Source organism: Rhodococcus sp. NPDC127527 (assembly GCF_042672245.1).
Classification (GTDB): Bacteria; Actinomycetota; Actinomycetes; order Mycobacteriales; family Mycobacteriaceae; genus Rhodococcus_G.
In genome coordinates, this window is record NZ_JBHXVP010000005.1 from 100860 (window position 1) to 118077 (window position 17218).

Here is a 17218-nt window from a genome sequence, read left to right on the forward strand (position 1 = left end):
AACGAGTCGGCATGAACTCGGTCACTCGTTCGCCTACCACCTTGACTGAATTTTCAGTCAGGATACGATCTGGTCGTACGGTTACGGGCACGAGCAGGGAGAACGACATAGTGATGAGACGACAATTCCTGCGGGCGAGCCTGGCCACGGTCGGCGGACTGCTCGCCGCGGGTTGCTCCGACCCCGAGCTGTTCCGCGGCGGCAGCAGCGGCGGGGAGGACGATCCGCGCACGTGGCACATGCCGGAAGAGGGGGATCCGCATCGGCGGACCTGGATGGCGTTCGGTGCGAGCGAGGCGATCTGGGGCGCCGCCCTGCTGCCTGAGGTTCGCCGCAACCTGGCGACGATCGCGCAGGCGATCGCCCAGTTCGAGCCCGTCTCGATGCTGGTGCGCCCGGAGGAACTCGACCTGGCACGTGGCCTGGTCGGCCCGACCGTCGAACTCGTCGAGGCCCCTCTCGACGACCTCTGGATGCGCGACACGGGCCCCGTGTTCGTGAAGGGCAACGGCACCAGGGCCGGAGTCAATTTCAACTTCAACGGTTGGGGTGAGAAACAGGACTTCGATCGGGACGCGGGGGTGGCGGACCTCGTCTGCGCCCGCGCCGGTGTCGAGTCGCTACCCAGCGACCTGATTCTCGAGGGCGGCGGCATCGAGGTCGACGGCGACGGGACCGCGATCATCACCGAGAGTTGCGTGCTCAACGACAACCGCAACCCCGGATGGTCGAAGGCCGACGTCGAGGCCGAGCTGGGCGCGCTGCTAGGGCTCGAGAAGATCATCTGGCTGCCCGGCATCAAGGGCAAGGACATCACCGACGGTCACACCGACTTCTACGCACGGTTCGCGCGACCCGGCGTGGTCGTCGCCGGGTTCGATCCCGATCCGGAGTCGTTCGACCACGACGTCACGGCCCGCCACCTCGAGATCCTCGAGCAGGCCACCGACGCGAAGGGTCGCCCGCTCGAGGTCGTCGTGCTCGACGCGCCGGGTTCGGTCAGGCCGGCATTCGAGTCGGACGACTTCGCGGCGGGCTACATCAACTTCTACGTCTGCAACGGCGCGGTGATCGCCCCCGAGTTCGGCGACCCCGAAACCGACCGAGCTGCCCAGAGGGAACTCGAACGACTCTTCCCCGGCCGCCGCGTCGTGCAGATCAATATCGATGCCATCGCCGCGGGTGGCGGCGGCATCCACTGCACCACACAGCAGGAACCCGCGGACTAGGACCCGCAGTCCTGTAGTTCCGGCGTCCGTAGAGTGAGGATTCGTGTCAGACCGTCAAACTCAGATCCTGGAAGCAGCCGTTCGCGTGATTGCCCAGTCCGGCGTCCGCGGGCTTCGGGTCGAGAAGCTCGCCGCCGAGGCGGGGGTGTCGACTTCCCTTGTCTACTACCACTTCCGGGACCGGGCCGGCGTGCTCCGCAGTGCACTCGAGCACGTCAACGAGCGCGCCGAGCGCTATACCGAGGACGCCCTCGAGTCGGCGGACCCGCGGACGCAGCTCGAACAGATGCTCCTGCTGGAGATTCAGAACACGCCCGCGGTCCGGGAGAACAGCATTGCCTGGGGCGAGCTCCGGGCCAGCGCCGTCTTCTCGGACGACCTCCGGGACTCGTTGTGCGCGACCACCCGGTCGTGGGTCGGTGACGTCGTGACCCTCATCGGGGAGGCGCAGGCGGCGGGACTGGTGGACACGGCCGTCGTGCCCCTCGACGCAGGCGAGCGACTGACCGCCCTGGTGGAGGGATTGAGCGAGCGCTGGCTCAGTGGGTCCATCACCGTGGAGCGGGCCCGACAACTCCTCGCCGGGGCGATCGCGGTCGAGCTCGGGCCACGACCCTCCTTGACATAAGCCTCATTGTGAGGGAACCTCAGTAAGTCATACCCCGACACACTGAGAGGGGTGGTTGATGACCGGCCCCCACTACGGCGGACCCGGATCGGGTCCCCGCCCGCGCAAGATCGATCCCGCGGACCGTGCCCAACTCGCCGAACAGCCCGTCCGACTGCGCCGGATCGGCGCGCTGTTCGCGCCCTACCGCTGGCAGGTCGCCGCGGTCGTCGCGCTGATCGTGGCGTCCTCGCTGATCTCCCTGGCCAACCCGTTCCTCGTCCGCGCGGTGATCGACCGCGCCATCCCCGCGCAGGACGTCCCGCTGCTCGGGTGGACAGTCCTCGGCATGCTCGCCGTGACGGTCGCCGTCTCCGTCGTCGGCGTGGTGCAGACGTGGATCTCCACCACCGTCGGCCAGCGCATCATGCACGGCCTGCGCACCGACGTCTTCGCGCACCTGCACCGGCAGTCGCTGGGCTTCTTCACCCGCACCCGGGGCGGCGAGATCCAGTCCCGGCTCACCAACGACATCGGCGGCATGCAGACCGTCGTCACCTCGACCGCCACCTCGATCGCGTCCAACCTCACCACCGTGGTGGGCACCGCGGTCGCGATGGCCGTGCTCAGCTGGCGGCTGTCGCTGCTCTCGCTGATCGTGCTCCCGCCCGCGATCTGGCTGACCCGCAAGGTCGCCCGGATGCGCCGGGCCATCACCGCCGAGCGTCAGCGGACCCTCGCCGACATGCAGACCCAGATCGAGGAGTCGCTCTCCATCAGCGGCATCCAGCTGGGGAAGACGCTCGGCGCAGGTCCGGCCATGTCGCAACGCTTTTCGGATACCTCGCTCGTCCTGACGGACCTCGAGGTCCGCTCGGACCTGTCCGGCCGTTGGCGGATGGCCACGATGAGCATCGTGTTCGCCGCCATCCCGGCACTGCTCTACCTGGCCGCCGGCCTGCCCGCGACCTCGGGCGGCATGACCATCGGCACCCTGGTCGCGTTCACGGGACTGCAGGGCGCCCTCTTCCGTCCGCTGATGGGACTGCTGGACGTCGGTGTGTCCGTGACGAGTTCGCTGGCGCTGTTCAGTCGCATCTTCGAGTACCTGGACCTGCCGGTCGAGATCGACGACCCGCGGCACCCGGTCCCGATGCCCCGCGCAACGGTCGCGGGCGCGGTCCGCTTCGAGGGCGTCGGCTTCCGCTACGAGAACGCGGACCGCAACGCCCTGGTCGGCGTCACGATCGACGTGCCGGCCGGGTCCTCGCTGGCGCTGGTCGGCGAGACCGGTTCGGGCAAGACCACCCTCGCCTCGCTGGTGGCCCGACTGCACGACCCCACCGCGGGCCGCGTGACGATCGACGGCGTCGACCTGCGCGAGATCCGGCTCGCGGAGCTGTCCGAACTCGTCGGCGTCGTCTCGCAGGAGACGTACCTGCTGCACGCGACGATCCGGGAGAACCTGCGGCACGCGCGACCGGACGCGAGCGACGCGGAGATCGAGTCCGCCGCGCGGGCCGCACAGGTGCACGAGCTGATCGAGTCCCTGCCCGAGGGCTACGACACCATGGTCGGTGCCCGCGGACATCGCTTCTCGGGCGGCGAGAAGCAGCGCATCGCGATCGCCCGAACACTGTTGCGCGATCCCCGGATCCTGGTGCTCGACGAGGCCACCAGCGCCCTCGACAACGAGACCGAGCGAGCCGTGCAGACCGCGCTCGACGTGGTGAGCCGCGGCCGGACCACGATCACCATCGCGCACCGGCTCTCGACGATCCGCGACGCCGACCAGATCGTGGTGCTCGACCGGGGCCGGGCCGCCGAGCGCGGCAGCCACGAGGAACTGCGCGCGCTCGGCGGTCGCTATGCCGCGCTACTCGCTCGCGGCGGCGACGCCCGCGCGGCGGCCGAAGAAGGTGCCGTCGCCGAGCGAGGTGCCGCTGATGTAGCCCCACGAGTGCAGGCCCGACGTCGCGCGCCCGGCCGCGAAGAGGCCGGGGATCGCGTCGCCGTCGAGGTCTAGGACGCGGCCGTCGACGGTGGTGTGCAGGCCGCCGATGGTGAACACCTCCGCGCCGCCGCGGCCGGCCTCGCCGTACTCGGGCGGGGCGATGCCGCGCTGCACGTCGATCGCCGCGAACGGCGACGCCAGGGGCCGCAGCCAGCGCTCGGCCTTGTGGAAGTACGGGTCCTTGCCCTCGACGGCGAACCGGTTGTACTCGCCGACCGTGGTCTGCAGCGCCCCCGGCGGCATGCCGATGTCGTGTTCGAGTTCCTCGAGGGTCTCGGCGACGAAATGTGGTTGCACACCCCAGCGTTCGTGTTCGGGCACCTCCTCGTAGGCCTGCTCGTCGAGAATCACCCACACCTTCAGCCCGTGCTTGTAGAGGGCTGCCTGTCCGACCAGTCCGGGATAGACGTCCTCGTTGATGAACCGCTGACCGACGCTGTTGACGATCATGCCGCGCACCATCATTCCGGGGATCAGCGAGATGCCGACCTGACCGGCGGACATGTGCTTGACCGCCGCACCGACGGCCTGCGCCATCACGATGCCGCGGCCGTCGTCGCCGCCGTCGGAGTTCACGCCCAGACCCACCAGTTGCGGGGCGTGCTGGGCGACCATCTCGGCGTTGTCGGCGAAACCGCCGGTGGTCAGCACGACGCCGCGGCGGGCCCGGTAGGTGACGGTCTCGTTGAAGTGGCGCGCGACGACACCGACGACCCGGCCCGCGTCGACGATCAGGCGCAGCGCCGAGGTGTCGGTGTGCACCGCGACCTCGGTCTTCGCGACCGCCTCGCTCAGCACCGCCATCAGCACCTTGCCGCCGAACCCCTCCGACGTGACGCGGTGCCCGCGCGGTGCGGGCGTCGCGAGATCGCTGAAGGGGTAGGAGTTCTCACCCATCCACATCAGGCCGTCGTCGGTCGGCGGCACCCAGGTCGGGGAGTCCCACAGGGACGGCTTGAACGGCACGCCGTGGTCGACCAGCCACTGGTAGTGCTCCACGCTGCCCCGGCTGTAGAGGCCGACCTTCTCCTTGTCGGCATCCGGGCCGAGCGCGGCGAGGAGGAACTTCTCCATGTCCTCGGGGGTGTCGGAGAATCCGCACGCCTCCTGGACGGGGGTGCCGCCGCCGAGGTACATCTCGCCACCGGACAGCGCCGACGACCCGCCGCCACCGCTGGCCTTCTCCAGCACGATCACCTCGGCGCCCGCGGCGGCGGACTCGAGGGCCGCGGCCGCGCCCGCGCAGCCGTAGCCGACGACGAGGACGTCCGTCTCGTGGTCGAAGTGTTCGACGTCCCCCGCGTCGAGGGGTCCCACCGGATTACGCGCACTCATTCGCAACTCCCGTCCACTGTTGGTGGGCACACGCTAGGGTTCGTCCGGGGGCGTCGAGAAGGGTCGAGTCCGGCCACCGGGACGATCCGAGGCGCTATCATCAAAACCCATGAGCCACTGCATCTTCTGTGCCATCATCGCGCGCGAGGCGGAGGCGAGCATCGTGTACGAGGACGAGCACACCGTGGCGTTCATGGACATTCGCCCGTTCACTCCCGGGCACCTGCTGGTGGTCCCGCGGCGACACGCGGTGGGTCTCGCGCAGTTGGACCCCCAGGACGGTGGCCGGATCTTCGCCGTCGGTCAGCGACTGGCGGCCGCGTTGCGGGAAGACGGCACCGATCCCACCGGACTGCCCGCCGACGGTCCGCGCGCGGACGGCGTGAACCTCTTTCTCGCCGACGGCGCGGTCGCCGGTCAGGAGGTCTTCCACGTGCACCTGCACGTCATCCCGCGCACCCCCGGAGACGGATTCGGCCTGCGCGGCCGTCCCGTAGCCGCGCGCCGGCCGGACCTCGACTACCTGGCCGGTGCGCTCCGCCGACGGCTCGACACGGTCTAGGGGAGCACATGGACCAGACCGGCACGCCCGCGCTGCACCGGCTCTTCCCGGAGCTCGCGGCGACCACCCCGTTCCTGCGCCTCGGTGCCGCGCCGACCCCGATCACCCATCTCGACGGGCTCGGCGCCGGGAACCGGTTGTGGTGCAAGGACGAGGGTGCCTACGGATCGGGCGGCTGGGGTGGAAACAAGGTCCGCAAGCTGGAGTGGATCCTGCCCGACGTCCGCGCCCGCGGGTCCCGGCAGATCCTCAGCGTCGGCGGCCAGGGCACCAACTGGGGACTGGCCACGGCCCTGTACGCGCGCGAGCAGGGCATCGACACCGCGCTGGCGCTCGTCGACCAGCCCATGGACGAGCACGTGCGCGCCCAACTCGACCGCCTGCGGCGATCCGGGGCGACGCTGCACTTCACCCGGACCAAGGCGCGAACGATCGTGGCGGCGCCCTGGTTGTTCGCGCGGCACCTGCACGGCCGGCACCTGCCGTACTACCTTCCCGCGGGCGGGTCCTCGCCCGTCGGGACCCTCGGATACGTCGAGGTCGCGCTCGAACTCGCGGCCCAGGTCGGGTCCGGCGCGATGCCCGAGCCGGCGTACGTGGTGACCGCGGTGGGCTCGGGTGGCACCGCCGCCGGCCTGCTGCTGGGCCTGCGGCTGGCGGGACTGCGAACCCGGGTGGTCGGCGTCGTCGTCAACGACACCCTGCCGTTGGCCGAGCGCGACCTGGTCGGGCTCGCGCGCCGCACGCATCGACTGCTGGTCGAGCGAGGCGCCGCGGTCGGGCCGGTCGAGTTCGAGCCGGGCGCGCTCGTGGTGGCGGGGGAGTGGCTCGGACCCGGATACGGGCACGCGACCCCGGAGGGCGCGGCGGCGCAGCGGGTCGGGGCCGAGCACGGGATCACCCTCGATCCCGTCTACACGGCGAAGGCGTTCGCCGCGGCGCTCGAGATGGACGCCGACGGCCGGCTCGGCGACGGGCCCGTCCTCGTGCTCGACACGTACGGCCCGCGGCCGGACTGACGCGCAGCCGTCGCTGTCGGTCTCTCAGCCGCGGTACAACCTGCGGATCATCTTCATCGCCCGGTCGTTGTAGGGCGGGTAGGCGAACCGGGGATCGGGCTTGAACGGCTTGAGCAGCACTGCCTTTCGGTTGCTGAGCGTCTCGAACCCCCACTTGCCGTTGTAGGAACCCGTGCCGCTGGCCCCCACGCCGCCGAAAGGCAAGTGGGGTGCCAGGTAGTGCACCACCAGGTGGTTGACCACGGCGCCGCCTGAGCTGACTTCGGACAGCACCCGTCTGCGAGTCCGCGCCGACTTCGTGAAGGCATAGGCCGCCAGGGGCTTCGGCCGCGCGTTGACGAACGCGATCGCCTCGTCCAGCGAGTCGACGGCGAGCACCGGCAGGATCGGCCCGAAGACTTCCTCCTGCATGATCGGTTCCTCGGGATTCGGGTCCACCAGCACGGTGGGCTCGATGGTCAGTGCCGCCCGATCGGTGCCGCCCCCGAGCGCCACGGTGGCCTCGGTGCTCGCGAGATACCCGGCCAACCGGTCGAACTGGCGCTCGTTGATGATGCGCAGGCCCCGTACAGGCTCCGTCGATCGGAACTCGTTGATGCTGTGGACTATTTGCTCGACCAGCTCGTCGCGGACGGTGCGGTCGACAAGCACGTAGTCCGCCGCGGTGCAGGTCTGACCCGAGTTCAGCACCTTCGTCCACGCGATGCGTCGGGCGGTGACGGCGAGGTCCGCGTCCCGCGTGACGATCGCCGGGCTCTTGCCGCCGAGTTCGAGGGTCACGGGGGTCAGTTGCGCCGCGGCGCCGCACATGACCTTCTTGCCGATCTCGGTGCCTCCGGTGAAGAACGCGTGGTCGAAGCCCTGCGCGAGCAAAGCCTGGGTGGTGTGCCCGTCGCCCTCGACCACGGCGACGGCCTCAACGTCGAGGTACTCGGGGACAAGGCGGGCCAAGAGGCGAGACGTCGCCGGCGTCAGTTCGGACGGCTTGATCACGGCGCAGTTCCCGGCGGCCAGCGCCGCGATCAACGGGTTCAGGGCGAGGGCGAACGGGTAGTTCCACGGTGAGATGACGAGCACCAGTCCGAGCGGCTCGTACTGGACCCATCCCAGTGCGGGCATCTGGTTGAGCGGCAGGGGCTGCGGTCGGCGACGCATCCACCACCGGACCTGCTTTCGCGCGTGGACCGCCTCGGCCTTGACGTTGGAGATGTCGTCGAGCCACGAATCGAAGGCGTCGCGGCCGAGATCCTCGGCGAGCGCGCGGGTGATCTCGTCCTCGCGTTCGTCCAGCATTCGTTCGATGCCGCGCAGTTGTTCGATCCGCCACTGCGCCGATCTGGTTCGTCCGCTCGCGTAGGCATCTCGTAGCCTGGCGACGACGCCGGCTATTCCTTCTGTGGTATCCGAATCGATTGCGCCGGTGTCTGTCCGATCGGCGGTCATGGCGGCATCAGCTCCGTCGTGTGGGGCACGGTTGTGTCACACGACCGAATGCGCGCCTGGCTCGGCCGTGCGATCGGGTGCAGATTCACCCCCACATGCCTGCAGTCAACACTGGTCGCTCGTCGAGCGGCCGTCAAGACCCCGAGCTCAGTCGTTGCGTGTGCGGTCTGCATGGCCCAGATCGCGGCCCGGCGCGACCGCGTCACGCACCAGCTTCTTGAGCGTCACGATGTCGGGAAAACCACTGTCCCGCTTTCGATCCCACACGATTTCGTGGCCCGCGGTGACCTGGAAGATGCCGCCCGTACCGGGAACCAGTGCCACCTCGCCGAGTTCGGTGCCGAACGTGTTGAGCAGCTCCTGCGCCATCCAGCCGGCGCGCAGCAGCCAGTTGCACTGCGTGCAGTAGGTGATCGTGACGCGGGGCGACGCGGGGGCGGTCATGGCTCCAGGATCGCAGACCCGCGCCGGGCGCCGTGCCATTCGGTGACCGGCCGCCCGGCCACCAGGTGCTGATCGACGAGCCGGTCGACGCGGCCGGCGTGCAACCCGGCGTACCAGGCGTTGTCGGGGTGGACCACCACGACCGGCGCCTGGGAGCACGGGAACAGGCAGCCGGTCTGGGTGACGAGGACGTCGTCGTCACCCAGTCCGCGCGCCTCGAGCGCCTCGTCGAGGGCCTGCGCGGTCTCCGGGCCGCCCCGGGCCGAACAGCGCGGACCGCGGCACACCAGCACGTGCCGACCGAAACCCGGGACCTCGTCCCAGGCGGGGGAGGTGAGCGGTGCGGTGGTGGTCCGGGCAGGGGTGGTGGGGCCCGAGATCGCGGCGTCGAGCAGGCGTGCGTAGGCGTCGATGTCCGACAGCGGCGGCGCCAGCCGGACCTCCGGGGCGCCGGGTCCGCGTTCGCGCAGCCAGTGCCCGATCACGCGACGGAACCACGCGTCGATCTTGCGGTCCAGCACGGTCTGGGCGCTGACGACGACGATCTCGGTGGCGCCCGCGTCCGCGGCCTCGTCGAGCACCCCGGTGACACCGGGACCCGAACCCCCGAGCACCGCCATCCGGAAGACGTTGTCCGGGTGGCGGTTCCGCAGTGTCGCGAGCGCCCCGACCACCTGGTCGCGTGGATCGTCGCCGCGGTCGGTGGGGGCGGTGACGATCACCCAGCGCGTGCTCACGAGAGGTTCCTTTCGAGGCTTGCGTCGACGATGCCGCAGAGCACCACCATCGGCCGCCCGGTTCGGGGATGGGGTTGGACGAGGGCGTCGATCCCGTAGACGTCGGCCAGCAGGTCGGCGGTGAGCACCGACTCGGTCGGTCCCTCGGCGGCGACGCGTCCACCGCGCAGCACCACCAGGTGATCGCAGTACATCGCGGCGAGGTTGAGGTCGTGCATCGCCGCCACGGTCGTCAGGCCACGGACCCGGATCAGGTCGAGCAGCTCGACGGACGCCGACACGTCCAGGTGGTTGGTGGGCTCGTCGAGCAGCAGCACGCACGGTTTCTGCGCGAAGGCGCGCGCGAGCTGTGTCTTCTGTCTCTCGCCGCCGGACAGGCTCTGCCACAACCGGTGTCGCAGGTGGGTGATCCCGGCCATCGCGAGGCTCTCGGTGACCGCGCCGGCCGCGCCGACGGCGGCCGGTCGGGCCCAGCCGCCACGACGCGGGATCACGCCGAGTTCGACGATCTGCTCGACCGTCAGTTCCAGCTCGGTGGCCGAATGCTGTTCCACCAGGGCGACGGTCCGGGCGAAGTCGCGCCGGTGCATCTCGGTCGCGGGTCTGTCGTCGATCACGACGCGCCCGCTGTCGGGACGCGCGAGCCGGGCGATCGCCGAGAGCAGCGACGTCTTGCCGGAACCGTTGGGGCCGATCAGTCCGGTGACGCGCCCGGCCGGTGCCACACACGTCACGGCGTCGAGGATCGTCGTGCCGCCCTGCGACCAGGTCACCGCCTCGACCCGGATCTCCGGCGAGTGATGGCTCACGTCCGGGCCCCCCGTCGGCGGAGCAGCCACACGAACGCCGGAACGCCGACGACGGCGGTGACGATGCTGATCGGTAGTTCGCGTCCCGGCAGCACACTGCGCGCGGCGACGTCGGCCCACACCAGCAGCAGCGCGCCCAGCAGGGCCACCACCGGGAGCAGGCGCGCGTGCAGCGGCCCGACCAGCATCCGCGCCGCGTGCGGCACCACGAGCCCGACGAAGCCGATCACCCCGGCCTGCGCGACCAGCGCCGCCGTGCACAGCGACGCCGCCGCGTACAGCACCCACCGCGACCGTTCGACGTGGGTGCCCAGGCTCGCGGCGGCGCGTTCCCCGAAGGCGAACGAGTCGAGCACCCGGCTGTGGGCGAGCACGACCGCGACGGTCACCGCCAGGACGATCAGAATGCCGACCAGCCCCGACCACCGCACGCCGGCGACTGAGCCGAGCGTCCACGTCAGGACCCGGTGCGCGGCGTCCCGGTCGCCGAGCAGCACCAGCGCCGACGTGAGGGCAGCGGCGAACTGTCCCACCGCGATCCCGGCGAGGACGAGTCGACCGGGCAGCAGCGCGCCGGACCGCGACGTCGCGATCACGAACACCAGCAGCAGGCTGCCGAGGGCGCCAAGGAAGGCGGCCGAGGAGACCGCGCCGAAACCGAAGGCGCCCAACGTGCTCACCTCGGTGGTGAGGGCCAGGACCGCGCCCAGCGACGCGCCCCCGGACATGCCGAGCAGGTACGGGTCGGCCAGCGGGTTGCCGGTGAGCGACTGCAACACCGCCCCGCACAGCGCCAGGCCCGCGCCGATCGCCGCGGCCGCGAGCACCCGCGGCATCCGAAGATCGACGACGATGTGCGTGGTCAGCAGGTCGGTTCCCGTCCCGATGCCGAGACGCCCGGCGATCGCCTCGACGACGGTGCCGAACGACAGGTCGGCCGCGCCGATCACGACCCCGGCCGCGCAGCTGGCGACGAGCAGCACGGCCAGGATCGCCGTCCAGCCGGTGGCCGTCGTCGCGGCCACCCGGGCGGGCACCCGGGTCCGCACGCTCATGCGTGGCCGCCGCCCAGTTGCTCGGCGACCAGTGCCGCGCCCTCGATCAGCCGCGGACCGGGCGTGCTCGCCGAGAACGGCACCACGACGAAGGCGTTGTCACGCACGGCCTTCAGGTCTCGCAACGCGGGATCGTTGCGGAGGTAGTTCTTCTTCTCCTCGGCGGTGTCCCACGATGCGTCGGCGAGCACGATGACGTCCGGGTTCGCGGCCAGGACCGTCTCCCAGCTGCCGTCGGCCCAGGCCGCGTCGGTCGCGGCGAAGACGTTCGTGCCGCCGACCGCGTCGATGATCAGCTGCGGGCCGCCCCGATTGCCACCGACAAAGGGCGTGGTGGTCTTGCTGTCGTACCAGAGGATCGTCCTGCCCCGCGCCGCTGCGTGCGACTCGACGCCGGCGAGCGTCTCCCGCATCCCGGCGACCACCGCCTCGGCCTCGCCCTCGTGGCCGAACAGGGTGCCGTAGTCGGTGATCTCCGTCGCGATCGAATCCCAGGTGACCGGGGGCCGCTTCGACTTGTCCTTGCAGCCGAACGGCGAGACGTAGGTGGCGATGCCGAGCTCGTCGAACGACTCCTGCGAGCCGACGGCCTTGTCGTCGAAGGCGCTCGAGTACGACGCCGTCACCAGGTCGGGCTTCGCCTCGAGCAGTGCCTCGCGGCTCGGGTAGTCCTTCTCGTCGAGCACCGGGACCTGTGCGTAGGCGGCCTGCCACTGCGGCGCGACGGTGTCGTCGAGGTAGGCGGTGCCGGCCATCCGGGCCTGCGCGCCGATCGAGAGCGCGGTCTCGGTGGCGCCCTGGTTGAGGGTGACGGCGCGGTCGGCGGGCCCGCGGAGGGTGACCGTGCGCCCGCAGTTCTGCAGCGACACCGTCGCGGCCGCATCGGTGTCGGAGGGGCTGGTGGACGCGCCGCACGCGGCCACCGCGAACGCCGCGACCGTCGACGCCGCTACCGCGCCGAGGACTCGGGGGGAGAAAAGGGTACGCAAAGCGACCCGCCTTCCATGACTCGTGGAAAACGTGCAGGTATGCGTCACGGCCGGTCTCCTGGCTCGGCAGGATCAGCCGCCGACCACGCCTTCCCGGACTCGAACGTCCAGTGGCCGGGGCCGAACCCCTGGTAGTCGACGTACCTGCTCACAGTGGCGAGTACCGCGCCGGCTTCGCACCGGACTTCCCGAACACCGCGACAACGGTTGCAGGATAGACCAACGCCCGCGGCGGGCGATCGCCCACGAGTGGCCGGGGGAGTGACCCGATAGGGTTGGCCACGTGCGCCCCTCACTCTCCGACTACGCCCACCTGGCCGGCGGCAAGGTCCGTGACCTCTACACGATCGACGACGAGCACCTGCTGCTCGTCGCCAGTGACCGGATCTCCGCCTACGACCACATCCTGAGCACTCCGATTCCCGACAAGGGACGCGTGCTCACCGCGATGAGCGTCTTCTTCTTCGAGGAGCTCGGCGGGCACAACCACCTCGCGGGCGCGCCCGACGACGAGCGCATCCCCGAGGAGGTGCTCGGTCGCGCACTGGTGGTCAAGAAGCTGGACATGGTGCCGGTCGAGTGCGTGGCCCGCGGCTACCTCACCGGCTCGGGGCTGTCGGACTACCAGCGGACCGGTGCGGTGTGCGGCGTCGAGCTGCCCGCCGGGCTGGTCGAGGCCAGCAAGCTGCCGGACCCGATCTTCACCCCCGCCACCAAGGCGGCGCTCGGCGATCACGACGAGAACGTGGACTTCGCGACGGTCGTGGACCAGCTGGGCACGGACCTGGCGGTCAAGCTGCGCGAGGACACCCTCGACATCTACTTCCGGGCCGCCAGCTTCGCCGCGGACCGGGGAATCATCTTGGCCGACACCAAGTTCGAATTCGGCCTCGACGCCGAGGGCAACCTGGTGCTCGCCGACGAGGTGCTCACCCCCGACTCGTCCCGGTACTGGCCCGCGGACGGCTACGAGCCGGGCCGGGTGCAGCCGAGCTTCGACAAGCAGTTCGTCCGGAACTGGCTGACCGGGCCCGAGTCGGGCTGGGACCGGGCCTCGGACACGCCACCGCCGCCGCTGCCGCCGGAGATCGTCGAGGCGACCCGCAGCAGGTACATCGAGGCCTACGAGCGGATCTCCGGGTTGTCCTTCGCCGACTGGGTGTAGCCGTCACGCGGGGCCGGGGTGCGCATAGGGTGGCGGCATGAGTTCGCCTGTCACCCCGGTCCCCGCCACGGCGGTCGCGCCGGTCGCGAAGAAGGTCCCGCACGAGCGCACCCACCACGGCGACACCTTCGTCGACAACTACGAGTGGTTGCGGGTCAAGGACGACCCGGAGGTCGTCGCCTACCTGGAGGCGGAGAACGCGTACACCGAGGCGCGGACCGCGCACCTCGCCCCGCTGCGGGAGTCGATCTTCCAGGAGATCAAGTCGCGCACGCAGGAGACCGACCTGTCGGTGCCGTCCCGGATGGGACAGTGGTGGTACTACTCGCGCAGCTACGAGGGCAAGCAGTACGGCGTGCAGTGCCGCTGCCCGATCGCGGGCCCGGACGACTGGACCCCGCCCGAGCTGTCCGCCGACACCGAGATCGCGGGCGAGCAGGTGCTGCTCGACGCCAACGAGCTCGCGCAGGGGCACGACTTCTTCTCGCTCGGCGCGTTCTCCGTCACCCTCGACGGCACCCTGCTCGCCTACTCCGTCGACACCGCGGGCGACGAGCGGTACACCCTGCGGTTCAAGGACCTGGTCACCGGCGACGAGTTGCCCGACGTGATCCCCGGCACCGCCCCCGGCGCGACCTGGTCGGTGGACAACCAGCACGTCTTCTACATGACCGTGGACGAGGCCTGGCGCCCCGACACGGTGTGGCGGCACCGGCTCGGTACCGCGCAGGCCGACGACGTGAAGGTGTTCCACGAGCCGGACGAGCGGTTCTGGGTGGGCTTCGGATCCACCCGCAGCGAGAAGTACCTGATGATCTGGATCGGGTCGAAGGTCACCTCCGAGATCCTCTGCCTCGAGTCCGACGACCCCGAGGGCGAGTTCCGCGTGGTGCTGCCGCGGGTGGACGGCGTCGAGTACAGCGTCGAGCACGCGGTCGTCGCGGGCGAGGACCGGTTCCTGATCCTGCACAACGGCGACGTCGACGGCGTCAAGGCGGACAACTTCACGCTGGTCGATGCCCCGGTCGCCGACCCGACCGATCAGCGCACCCTGCTCGCGCACCGCGAGGACGTGCGACTGGAGGAGGTCGAGGCGTTCGCGGGGCACCTGGTGCTGAGCTATCGCCGCGAGGCGCTGACCCGGGTGGCGGTGTGGCCGCTGCGCGCCGAGGGCTACGGCGACCTGCACGAACTCGAGTTCGGCGAGGAGCTGTACTCGGTGGGTGTCGGCAGCAACCCCGAGTGGTCGGGACCGCTGCTCCGGCTCGGGTTCACCTCGTTCATCACCCCGAGCCGCGTCTACGACTACGACGTGGCCACCGGTGCGCTGCTGCTGCGCAAGGCGCAGCCGGTGCTCGGCGGCTACGATCCCGCGGACTACGAACAGCACCGGGACTGGGCGACCGCGGCGGACGGTACCCAGATCCCCATCTCGATCGTCCGGCGCCGGACGGACGCGGCGGCGGGGGATGCCCCGGCGGGCCCGGCGCCGTTGCTGCTGTACGGCTACGGCTCCTACGAGTCCAGCATGGACCCGGGCTTCTCGGTGGCACGGCTCTCGCTGCTCGACCGCGGCATGGTGTTCGTGGTCGCGCACGTGCGCGGCGGCGGTGAGATGGGCAGGCACTGGTACGACAACGGGAAGATGCTGACGAAGAAGAACACCTTCACCGACTTCGTCGCCTGCGCACGGCATCTCGTGGCCACGGGCCGCACCACGCCCGCGCAGATCGTCGCCGACGGCGGCAGCGCCGGCGGCCTGCTGATGGGTGCGGTGGCCAACATGGCGCCGGAGCTGTTCGCGGGCATCCTCGCCAACGTGCCGTTCGTGGACCCGCTGACCTCGATCCTCGACCCGTCCCTCCCGCTGACCGTCATCGAGTGGGACGAGTGGGGAAACCCGTTGGCGGACAAGGACGTCTACGAGTACATGAGGTCCTACAGCCCGTACGAGAACGTCACGGCCCAGGACTACCCGGCGATCCTCGCGATCACCAGCATCAACGACACCCGGGTGCTCTACGTCGAGCCGGCCAAGTGGGTCGCGGCGTTGCGCGCCACGAAGACGGGCGACGCGCCGCTGCTGCTCAAGACCGAGATGAGCGCCGGGCACGGCGGCGTCAGCGGCCGGTACGAGAAGTGGAAAGAGGTCGCGTTCGAGTACGCCTGGGTGCTCGACACCGTCGGCGTGTGAGCATGCGGCTTCGCCGCAGTGGAGTGGAAACGGAGCCCCTGGACTCCGTAAGCGCACCACTGCGGCGAAGCCGCATTTCTAGTCCGCCGGCGGCGGGCCCGCCACGCCGACCGTGAGGATGCCGGGCATCCGGTCGGCGAGGCCGGCCGCGTCCTCGTCCGCGATCAGCAGTCGCAGCATCATGGCGCCGCCGACGATGAAGAGCATGGTGGCCTGCGCGTCCAGCGCCGCGCCGCCCTCGGCGCCGTCGCGTGCCAGGGTGTCGGCGAGCATGCCGATGCCCGGGCCACCGAAGTCCGTCCACAGCGTGGTCAGCAGGTCCTCGCGATCCCGGAACGCGGCCAGCAGGCCCGGCAGCGCGGCCTTGACCTCGGGCCGGCCGAACAGTTCGAGCGAGTAGGCGCACGACCGCCGGATCCACTCCGCCGGGTCAGCCGCGTCGGCGACCGGGGTGGCGTCGTCCACCCATCCGAAGATCGCCTCGAAGACCAGATGCGTCTTCGAGGGCCACCGTCGGTACAGGGCCGGCTTCCCGACGCCGGCCCGCTCGGCGATCGCGACCATCGTGGTTTGGTCCCAGCCCACCTCGGCCAGCAACTCGCGCGCGGCGGCGAGTGCGGCCCCGTCGATCGCCGGGTTCCGCGGCCGGCCGCGCCTGCGCTCGATCGCGGTATCCGTCGTCTCTTCGCCAGAAGTCATTGTCTGCAGCCTAACGCGGTGCTACTTTGCAAAAATCGTAACGCGAAGTTACGTAATGACACGCGTCACACCTGTGGAGAAAGGCCGACAATGGCGGAGCTGCTGGAGGGCAAGACGGTCGTCGTCTCGGGGGTCGGCAACGGCCTCGGCCGGGAGATCGCGCTGGCCGCGTTCCGGGACGGCGCGAATGTCGTGCTCGGTGCCCGGACCGAGTCGAACCTGAAGTCGGTGGCAGACGAGGTCGACCCCACCGGGGAGCGGGTGGCGTACGCGGTGACCGACATCCTCGACAAGGAGGCGTGCGCAGGGCTCGTCCGTACGGCAGCGGACCGCTTCGGTGGCGTCGACGCGCTGGTGAACGTGGCGGCGAAGGAGGACGTCTTCGGCGGACTCGAGGGGGCCGACCTCGAAGCGTGGAAGGCGATGCTCGACGCCAACGTGATCGGCACCCTCACGCTCACCCAGGCCGCGCTGCCCGAGCTGAAGAAGCGGGGCGGGTCCGTGGTGCTGATCGGTTCGCAGGCGATGTTCCACCCCCAGCTCCCGCAGTCCGCCTACGCGACCTCGAAGGGCGCCCTGCACGCGGCGATGTGGTCGCTGGCAAAGGAACTCGGCCCGTACAAGATCAGGGTGAACACCGTCGTGCCCACGTGGATGTGGGGACCGCCGATCGAGCTGTACGTCGCGCTGTCCGCCAAGCAGCGAGACGTCCCCGAGGAGACGGTGATCGGCGAGATCACCGCGAACATGCCGCTCGGCGAGATGCCCGCCGATGACGACGTGGCCAACTCGGTGGTCTTCTTCGCCTCCGACCGAGCCCGGATGCTGACGGGCCAGACGCTCTTCGTGAACGCGGGCGAGTACTTCCGCTGATAGTCGGAACCTGTTGACGCACATCGAACTTCGAGAGGCAGTAC

The 17218-nt window shown here is 70.3% G+C and carries 15 protein-coding genes, 1 pseudogene and 1 riboswitch; of the genes and pseudogenes, 8 read left to right on the top strand and 8 right to left on the bottom strand.

Annotated features, from left to right (window positions below):
* Positions 1–113 precede the first annotated feature (113 nt).
* Genes ACFVH2_RS10850 through ACFVH2_RS10860 form a run of 3 tightly spaced genes read left to right on the top strand, consistent with a single transcriptional unit; the run spans position 114 to position 3862 of the window.
* Positions 114–1229 (top strand): agmatine/peptidylarginine deiminase, encoded by a 1116-nt coding sequence (locus tag ACFVH2_RS10850; protein WP_378425589.1) that lies wholly within the window; start codon positions 114–116, stop codon positions 1227–1229.
* Positions 1230–1272: 43 nt separating this feature from the next.
* Positions 1273–1857: a TetR/AcrR family transcriptional regulator gene (locus ACFVH2_RS10855; RefSeq protein ID WP_378425587.1), complete on the top strand. Its 585-nt coding sequence runs from the start codon at positions 1273–1275 to the stop codon at positions 1855–1857.
* 58 nt (positions 1858–1915) lie between these two features.
* Positions 1916–3862 (top strand): ABC transporter ATP-binding protein, encoded by a 1947-nt coding sequence (locus ACFVH2_RS10860; protein ID WP_378425585.1) that lies wholly within the window; start codon positions 1916–1918, stop codon positions 3860–3862.
* Here the strand turns inward: ACFVH2_RS10860 and ACFVH2_RS10865 are convergent.
* Positions 3779–5185: pseudogene (locus tag ACFVH2_RS10865) on the bottom strand (FAD-dependent oxidoreductase); the annotation flags it as partial. The gene ACFVH2_RS10860 and the pseudogene ACFVH2_RS10865 overlap by 84 nt on opposite strands.
* Positions 5186–5294: 109 nt before the next feature.
* Here ACFVH2_RS10865 and ACFVH2_RS10870 point away from each other — a divergent pair.
* Together ACFVH2_RS10870 and ACFVH2_RS10875 are read left to right on the top strand one after the other, a co-directional pair.
* On the top strand, positions 5295–5747 hold the full coding sequence (locus ACFVH2_RS10870) for an HIT family protein (protein ID WP_378425584.1): 453 nt from the start codon (positions 5295–5297) through the stop codon (positions 5745–5747).
* An 8-nt stretch (positions 5748–5755) separates the two neighbouring features.
* Positions 5756–6766, top strand: a complete 1011-nt coding sequence (locus tag ACFVH2_RS10875) for a 1-aminocyclopropane-1-carboxylate deaminase/D-cysteine desulfhydrase (RefSeq protein ID WP_378425582.1) — start codon at positions 5756–5758, stop codon at positions 6764–6766.
* A gap of 24 nt (positions 6767–6790) precedes the next feature.
* Here the strand turns inward: ACFVH2_RS10875 and ACFVH2_RS10880 are convergent, their stop codons facing one another.
* The 6 genes from ACFVH2_RS10880 to ACFVH2_RS10905 all read right to left on the bottom strand — a co-directional run bounded on the left by ACFVH2_RS10880 (position 6791) and on the right by ACFVH2_RS10905 (position 12243).
* Complete coding sequence (locus tag ACFVH2_RS10880; RefSeq protein ID WP_378425580.1) at positions 6791–8209, bottom strand: aldehyde dehydrogenase family protein; 1419 nt, start codon at positions 8207–8209, stop codon at positions 6791–6793.
* Positions 8210–8356: 147 nt separating this feature from the next.
* Positions 8357–8653: a SelT/SelW/SelH family protein gene (locus ACFVH2_RS10885; protein WP_378425578.1), complete on the bottom strand. Its 297-nt coding sequence runs from the start codon at positions 8651–8653 to the stop codon at positions 8357–8359.
* The gene (locus tag ACFVH2_RS10890) at positions 8650–9390 is read right to left on the bottom strand and encodes a ferredoxin (protein ID WP_378425576.1); all 741 of its coding nucleotides are present in this window, start codon (positions 9388–9390) and stop codon (positions 8650–8652) included. Before ACFVH2_RS10890 ends, ACFVH2_RS10885 begins: the two co-directional genes overlap by 4 nt.
* Positions 9387–10199, bottom strand: coding sequence for an ABC transporter ATP-binding protein (locus ACFVH2_RS10895; protein ID WP_378425574.1), 813 nt, complete (start codon positions 10197–10199; stop codon positions 9387–9389). Before ACFVH2_RS10895 ends, ACFVH2_RS10890 begins: the two co-directional genes overlap by 4 nt.
* Positions 10196–11254 (bottom strand): FecCD family ABC transporter permease, encoded by a 1059-nt coding sequence (locus ACFVH2_RS10900; protein ID WP_378425572.1) that lies wholly within the window; start codon positions 11252–11254, stop codon positions 10196–10198. Before ACFVH2_RS10900 ends, ACFVH2_RS10895 begins: the two co-directional genes overlap by 4 nt.
* Entirely contained in the window at positions 11251–12243 is a 993-nt protein-coding gene (locus tag ACFVH2_RS10905) for an ABC transporter substrate-binding protein (RefSeq protein ID WP_378425571.1), read from the bottom strand. The genes ACFVH2_RS10900 and ACFVH2_RS10905 overlap by 4 nt, the downstream gene beginning before the upstream one ends.
* A 30-nt stretch (positions 12244–12273) precedes the next feature.
* Positions 12274–12458, bottom strand: a riboswitch (cobalamin riboswitch).
* 68 nt (positions 12459–12526) lie between these two features.
* On the opposite strand from ACFVH2_RS10905, the gene ACFVH2_RS10910 reads away from it, so the two are divergent.
* Together ACFVH2_RS10910 and ACFVH2_RS10915 are read left to right on the top strand one after the other, a co-directional pair.
* Positions 12527–13408: a phosphoribosylaminoimidazolesuccinocarboxamide synthase gene (locus ACFVH2_RS10910; RefSeq protein ID WP_378425569.1), complete on the top strand. Its 882-nt coding sequence runs from the start codon at positions 12527–12529 to the stop codon at positions 13406–13408.
* A gap of 37 nt (positions 13409–13445) precedes the next feature.
* On the top strand, positions 13446–15602 hold the full coding sequence (locus ACFVH2_RS10915; protein ID WP_378425567.1) for a S9 family peptidase: 2157 nt from the start codon (positions 13446–13448) through the stop codon (positions 15600–15602).
* 78 nt (positions 15603–15680) lie between these two features.
* Here the strand turns inward: ACFVH2_RS10915 and ACFVH2_RS10920 are convergent, their stop codons facing one another.
* Positions 15681–16301: a TetR/AcrR family transcriptional regulator gene (locus tag ACFVH2_RS10920; RefSeq protein WP_378425566.1), complete on the bottom strand. Its 621-nt coding sequence runs from the start codon at positions 16299–16301 to the stop codon at positions 15681–15683.
* A 90-nt stretch (positions 16302–16391) separates the two neighbouring features.
* Between ACFVH2_RS10920 and ACFVH2_RS10925 the strand changes: the two genes are divergently transcribed.
* Complete coding sequence (locus ACFVH2_RS10925) at positions 16392–17174, top strand: SDR family oxidoreductase (protein ID WP_378425564.1); 783 nt, start codon at positions 16392–16394, stop codon at positions 17172–17174.
* The last annotated feature ends 44 nt before the right edge of the window (positions 17175–17218 follow it).